Origin of the sequence: Acinetobacter zhairuonensis, assembly GCF_022601715.1 — a bacterium.
Classification (GTDB): domain Bacteria; phylum Pseudomonadota; class Gammaproteobacteria; order Pseudomonadales; family Moraxellaceae; genus Acinetobacter.
Genome location: NZ_JAKVIM010000002.1, coordinates 268346 through 274345, shown reverse-complemented (window position 1 = coordinate 274345; position 6000 = coordinate 268346). Strand labels below are relative to the sequence as shown.

6 protein-coding genes and 1 pseudogene are annotated in these 6000 nt (G+C 43.0%); 1 reads left to right on the top strand and 6 read right to left on the bottom strand.

Annotation, left to right across the window (positions count from 1 at the left end; translation table 11 throughout):
- The 4 genes and pseudogenes from MKI85_RS03035 to ybgC form a co-directional block, all read right to left on the bottom strand.
- Positions 1 to 754, bottom strand: a pseudogene (locus MKI85_RS03035) (cell envelope integrity protein TolA); the annotation flags it as partial.
- A gap of 1 nt (position 755) precedes the next feature.
- Positions 756 to 1205: a protein TolR gene (gene tolR, locus MKI85_RS03030; RefSeq protein WP_241624851.1), complete on the bottom strand. Its 450-nt coding sequence runs from the start codon at positions 1203 to 1205 to the stop codon at positions 756 to 758.
- The gene (gene tolQ, locus MKI85_RS03025) at positions 1205 to 1903 is read right to left on the bottom strand and encodes a protein TolQ (protein WP_241624849.1); all 699 of its coding nucleotides are present in this window, start codon (positions 1901 to 1903) and stop codon (positions 1205 to 1207) included. Before tolQ ends, tolR begins: the two co-directional genes overlap by 1 nt.
- A gap of 21 nt (positions 1904 to 1924) precedes the next feature.
- The gene (gene ybgC, locus MKI85_RS03020; protein ID WP_087526929.1) at positions 1925 to 2332 is read right to left on the bottom strand and encodes a tol-pal system-associated acyl-CoA thioesterase; all 408 of its coding nucleotides are present in this window, start codon (positions 2330 to 2332) and stop codon (positions 1925 to 1927) included.
- A gap of 230 nt (positions 2333 to 2562) precedes the next feature.
- On the opposite strand from ybgC, the gene MKI85_RS03015 reads away from it, so the two are divergent.
- Positions 2563 to 3135 (top strand): hypothetical protein, encoded by a 573-nt coding sequence (locus tag MKI85_RS03015; RefSeq protein ID WP_241624847.1) that lies wholly within the window; start codon positions 2563 to 2565, stop codon positions 3133 to 3135.
- A 108-nt stretch (positions 3136 to 3243) separates the two neighbouring features.
- On the opposite strand, the gene MKI85_RS03010 is transcribed toward MKI85_RS03015, so the two are convergent.
- Both MKI85_RS03010 and ruvB read right to left on the bottom strand, forming a co-directional pair.
- Positions 3244 to 4599 carry an amidohydrolase gene (locus tag MKI85_RS03010; RefSeq protein ID WP_241624845.1) on the bottom strand — a complete coding sequence of 452 codons (1356 nt, stop codon included), beginning with the start codon at positions 4597 to 4599 and terminating at the stop codon, positions 3244 to 3246.
- Between the two features lie 213 nt (positions 4600 to 4812).
- Positions 4813 to 5820, bottom strand: coding sequence for a Holliday junction branch migration DNA helicase RuvB (ruvB, locus tag MKI85_RS03005; RefSeq protein WP_241624843.1), 1008 nt, complete (start codon positions 5818 to 5820; stop codon positions 4813 to 4815).
- Between the last annotated feature and the right edge of the window lie 180 nt (positions 5821 to 6000).

Genomic DNA, 6000 nt, shown 5'->3' with positions numbered 1-6000 from the left:
CTTTAGCTTTTGCAGCAGCATCGGCTTGTGCTTTAGCTTTTGCAGCAGCATCGGCTTGTGCTTTAGCTTTTGCAGCAGCATCGGCTTGTGCTTTAGCTTTTGCAGCATCTGCCTGAGCTTTAGCTTTTGCGGCGGCATCTGCCTGAGCTTTAGCTTTTGCGGCGGCATCTGCCTGAGCTTTAGCTTTTGCGGCGGCATCTGCCTGAGCTTTAGCTTTTGCAGCAGCATCGGCTTGTGCTTTAGCTTTTGCAGAGGCATCGGCTTGTGCTTTAGCTTTTGCGGCAGCATCGGCTTGTGCTTTAGCTTTTGCAGCGGCATCGGCTTGTGCTTTGGCTTTCGCAGCGGCATCTGCTTGTGCTTTGGCTGCGGCATCCGCTTGTGCTTTAGCTTTTGCGGCAGCATCGGCTTGCGCTTTAGCTTTTTCCTGAGCTAAACGAGCTGCTTGTTGTTCAGCAGTATTGGTCTTAGGTGTCGCAACAGGAATGACAGGAGCAGGTTCTACACTGGGTTCAGCCGTTTGCGTAATTTCAGGGGCAATATTCTCATGCGCAGTTTCTGTAAATTCAGTTTCTTCGCGCGGAGATGGCTGTAAATCCTGCGGTTTAATCAATACGGTTTTGATTTGCTCTGGTGGCTTAGGTGGTTTACTCATCCCTAAATAAAGCAAGCCAACAACCGCAAGGACGTGTACACCGAAGGTAAAACCCAGTGCAATTGCGTTTTGTTTGAAAGGTGGCTTTTGAAAATTCTTCATATTACTTTAAAGGTTCGGTCAGTAAACCCACTTGGGTTAAGCCTGCATCTTGAAGGCTCGACATTAAAGCCATGACCTCGCCATAAGGACGAGTTTGATGACCATTGATCACAACATTTAATTTTTTGTTCTCTTGTTCAGCTTGTGCTTGAGACTCGACTAGCAATTGAGTGAGTTCAGCAAGTGCAAGTGGTCCAGTCGTTTGTCCTTTTTGCTCTAAAAAGTACGTTCCATCGGCTTTTAATGACACAATTGAAGGTGCATCTTCTGACTGAAGCGGAGTGCCATTGGCTTGTGGCAAATCGACTTTAATGCCACTGGTAATCATGGGCGCAGTGACCATAAAGATCACCAACAGCACCAACATGACATCAATGTACGGTACGACATTCATGTCACTTTTTAAGGGTTTTTTTATGCGCTCAAAGCGTCCTGAACGTTGAATCGCCATCAGTCATTTTCCTGAACAGAACCTACTGACTGACGTTGTAATAGCGCCACCATTTCTTCCGCAAACAAAGCGCGGTCTGAATAAACCATTTCGCCTTTGGCTGTAAAATGGTTGAATGCTAGAACGGCTGGAATTGCTGCGAATAAACCAATCGCGGTTGCAATTAAGGCTTCTGCAATACCCGGTGCAACGGTCGCTAAAGTGACTTGATCGACATCTGCCAGACCAATGAAGGCATTCATAATGCCCCAAACGGTGCCGAATAAACCGACATAAGGTGCAACAGAACCAATACTGGCTAAAGCACCTAAACCTTGTTCTAAACCACCTTGATCACGGCTTAAACCGACACGCAAAATACGTTCAGTGCCTTCAATGGTTTGTTGCGTTGGCGCATGACGTTTTTTAAGTTTCAGGTATTCACCCAAACCTTGATAGAAAATATCTTCTAGCCCGACACGTTTAGAGTTGAGCTGGGCATTGTTGTACAGGGTATTGAGTTCGGCACCAGACCAGAAGATTTTTTGGAAATGTTCATCATCTGCCTGAGCTTTTTTATAGCTCAGATGTAACTTGGCAATTAGAAACCAACTATAGATAGATGCGAATAAGAGTAAAAGCATCACCAGTTGTACGACAGGACTTGCTTGTAAAATGAGGTCTGAAACGTGAAGAGTGGTGTCTAATTGATTTGCCATAGTTACACTGAGTTGAGTTTTTTAAATTTGTTCTAACTCTTTACGAATTAGATCGCGAATTTCATCTGGCAAACGACGAGGTCGCATTTCAGCGCTGATACACGCCAATTCAACTTCACCAGATGCCAACAAGATTTCACCACGATAAATATTTTGTTGCAATACAAATGACGTAGCTTTACACGAAACTACACTTGCTGTAACAGTAATTAGATCATCCATTAAGATTGGACGTTGATATTTGACATTAATTTTATGCACCACGAAGTTGTAGTCTTTTTGGTGCCAGTAATGGTCTACACCAGAGGCACGTAACCATTCGGTACGGGTACGTTCCATAAAGCGAATATGGTTGGCATGATAGACAATACCGCCTGCGTCAGTGTCTTCAATATATACACGAATCTGAAATTCGAACTTATTCGCCATGATAGTGTTCCATGTCTAGATTTAATGTTGTGTTTCAAACCCATGACTGTCTAAAGCTGCTGGGAGGAATTGCAGTGAATAGATTAGTCGGTATTATGGGTTAAGTAATGCCTTGAAGTTTAGCAGTTTGAAATGACCGTCCAATGGCACAAGATTTCAATCTGAAAACAGATGAGACTGAGTTTGAAGAATAAAAATGGATACTTTGCATTGATAATTTTGGGGGAAAGATGAGCCGTCGAGCCTATTTAGTTTGGTTGATTGTGATTGTTGCTGGACTCAACTATTGGTGGAAACCAAGCCCCAATGTTGAAAGTGCTCAGAACTATCAACGGGTAAGTACTGAGGTACAAACCTTTAATGGTTATACCATGACCAATTTGGCTGCTTATGAAGGTCAGTTCCGGGTACTTTCACGGGAAAATTATCGTTCGGGACGTGAAGCAGAACTCAGTCCTGTCGATTTTGCACTCGGTTGGGGAGCGATGGCAGATCCATCTGTCTATAAACAGGTTTCGATACGCCAAAGTAATCGTTGGTATTATTGGCGTTATGAAAATCAACCACCAATTCCACACCATGAAATTGAAACACAGAGTGCCAATACACATCTGATTCCTGCAAATTCTTCAATCGCAAAACAATTGGCAGATATTGACCAAGATGACCTGATTTATTTAAAAGGGCATTTGGTCGAAGTGAAAGCGGCAGATGGCTGGACTTGGCGTAGTTCTCTTACGCGGAATGATACAGGTGATGGAGCATGTGAATTGATGTTGGTGGAAGAGGTGAAGGAACTATAAGTATTGTGGCAGATTGACCATCTGGACTTAGCTGGAATTGCTTGATGATCTAGAAAGCCTAACAAATTAAAAGGTGATCCTGAGAGATCACCTTGTCTTCATATTATTTTAATTAGAGTTTTCATTTTGTTGCTTCCACTGGCTTTGTACTCCAGTAGCAACCTTAGGGTAGTCTTGGATAAAGCGGACATGAAGTTCTACCCCAGTTTTTAGTGTGGCATCATCTACGATAAAGTATGGATTATGATTCGGTGCTGCCTGATCCATTTTTTGTGATGGTGGTGTTGCACCTAAAAACACAAAGAGGGATGGCATAAGCTGACCATAATATGAAAAATCTTCGCTGGCGCTTGCATTGTTATTGAGTACATGGAGTTTATCTTTACCTGCAACATGTTTGAGTGTTGGTTGCATCAGTTGTGTCAGGATAGGATTGTTTGACGTGACAGGTGCATAGGCAGCAATTTCGACTTTCGCCTGCACATCATTGGCTAAAGCATTGTGTTCTAACATGATGGGAATATTTTTTAACAGGTTCTGGCGAATGTTTTCATTGTTGGAACGGATTGTACCGACCATATTCACTTGTTCAGGAATGACATTTCCTGCTGTTCCAGCCTGAATGCTGCCGATACTAATGACTCCTATCCCTTGAGTTAGATTGGATCTGCGGCTGATCAGACTTTGTAAGTTGTCAATCATTTGCGAAGCAGCGTAAATTGGATCACGCCCATCCCAAGGCGTAGAACCATGCACTTGTTTTCCATTGACTTGAATACGTAGGTGATCCGCACTATTCAGCATCACACCTTCTTTATAAAATAGATTGTTGCTTTGCATACCTGCCATAACATGCATACCAAAGATTACTTCTGGTTTCGGGTTTTTGAGTGCGCCATCTGCAATCATTTTACGTGAGCCAATTTCAGCCCCTTGTGTGAAATTATCAATGTCAGCACCACCTTCTTCTGCAGGTTGGAAAATAAACACAACGGTTCCAGCAAGCTGATCTCGATTCTCAGCTAAGACTTTTGCAGCGCCCAGCAACATTGCAGTATGTGCATCATGTCCACAACCATGCATGACCGGAACTTCTTTGCCTTGATAAATAGCTTTGGCTTTACTAGCAAAGGTAAGGTTGGTCTTTTCCTCAATAGGTAAAGCATCCATATCTGCACGTAATGCCATGACTGGACCTGCTTTAGCTCCTTTTAAAATTCCAATAACCCCTGTTTTGGCAAATCCAGATTTCACTTCAATGCCATAAGACTTAAGTTCTTTTTGTACCAGTTTGGAGGTCTGAAACTCCATATTGCCTAGTTCAGGATGTTGGTGAATGTATTGACGTAATTGAATGGTATGCGCTTCGACTCTATTGACCGAGTCATTGACCCAATCTGCAAAACTTGAAGGACTACAAAGTAAAAGGGATGCACAAATTAAAGGTAGTTGAAATCTTTTCATGAATTACAGAGCCTAGGCAAATATTATAATTAGGTTATAAAATATGTCACAGTGCTTAAGATAAGACAAAAACCGTATAAATATATTTAGTTATCTGAAAGGTATGAAGGGTAGAACACTTTACCTAAAACGCGTGTACTTCGATCTGTTTATTTGCAATGCGTGCAGCTTTTATTTAAAGGAAAAAAAGGGAGACAAGCTCCCTTTTTTTTATTATTTCTCTTTCGGTTCAGGTGGTGTCATTCCAAACTGTAAATACGCCATATTGGTGGCAATTCGTCCACGTGCGGTACGCATCGCATAACCTTGTTGAATTAAATAAGGTTCGATCACATCTTCAAGCGTTCCTGAATCTTCTGCCATCGCTGCAGCTAAAGCCTCTACACCCGCAGGACCACCATCAAAACGTTCAAGTAACATGGATAAATATCGACGGTCTAAAGTATCCAAACCATCTTTATCCACATTCAGCATATCTAACGCACGTTGAGCCATTTCTTGGTTGACTTCACCAGTCCCTTTGACTTGTGCATAGTCACGGACACGTCGTAATAGTCGATTGGCAATACGAGGCGTACCACGGGCACGTCTTGCAATTTCTGCCGAACCATCGTGGGTAATAGGCACATCCATTAAATTGGCTGAACGGGTCACAATATGAGTTAAGTCCGCGACTGAATAAAATTCGAGACGTTGCACAATACCAAAACGATCACGCAGCGGAGAAGTGAGTAGACCTGCGCGGGTGGTAGCTGCGACAAGAGTAAAGGGCGGTAAATCCAATTTAATGGAGCGGGCTGCGGGACCTTCACCAATCATGATATCGAGTTGGTAATCTTCCATTGCAGGGTAGAGAATTTCTTCAATCACAGGCGAAAGACGGTGAATTTCGTCAATAAATAATACATCGCCCTCTTCAAGATTGGTCAGCATAGCAGCCAAGTCACCTGCACGTTCTAATACAGGTCCTGAAGTCGACTTTAAGTTTCCGCCCATTTCACGCGCAATAATATTGGCCAGCGTGGTTTTACCCAAACCAGGTGGACCAAATATCAGAGTATGGTCAAGTGCTTCGGCACGACCGCGTGCAGCACCAATAAAGATTTCCATTTGTTCGCGTACTACAGGTTGACCAATATAGTCATCCAGTGAGGTTGGTCGAATGGCGCGATCAAAATGATCTTCGGGTTTTTCGGAACCACCGATGAGACGGTCTTGCATATATTATTTAAACTTTAAGTGAATATGCTTCGTAGCAAAATGTCAGAAAAAAAAGTGTGTACCTTGGAGCAGTCTTTCCAGCTTCGAGCGAAATTTAGGCATAACCTGCGGTTCGCCTTACTTTTGTTTTGGCAAAATGGGAAGCAATGCTTCGCAAGAAAACCACTTGCGGTGCAATGC

Coding starts and splice junctions, on each gene's coding strand:
- tolR (WP_241624851.1), bottom strand. CDS start 1,205: ATGGCGATTCAACGTTCAGGACGCTTTGAGCGCATAAAAAAACCCTTA.
- tolQ (WP_241624849.1), bottom strand. CDS start 1,903: ATGGCAAATCAATTAGACACCACTCTTCACGTTTCAGACCTCATTTTA.
- ybgC (WP_087526929.1), bottom strand. CDS start 2,332: ATGGCGAATAAGTTCGAATTTCAGATTCGTGTATATATTGAAGACACT.
- MKI85_RS03015 (WP_241624847.1), top strand. CDS start 2,563: ATGAGCCGTCGAGCCTATTTAGTTTGGTTGATTGTGATTGTTGCTGGA.
- MKI85_RS03010 (WP_241624845.1), bottom strand. CDS start 4,599: ATGAAAAGATTTCAACTACCTTTAATTTGTGCATCCCTTTTACTTTGT.
- ruvB (WP_241624843.1), bottom strand. CDS start 5,820: ATGCAAGACCGTCTCATCGGTGGTTCCGAAAAACCCGAAGATCATTTT.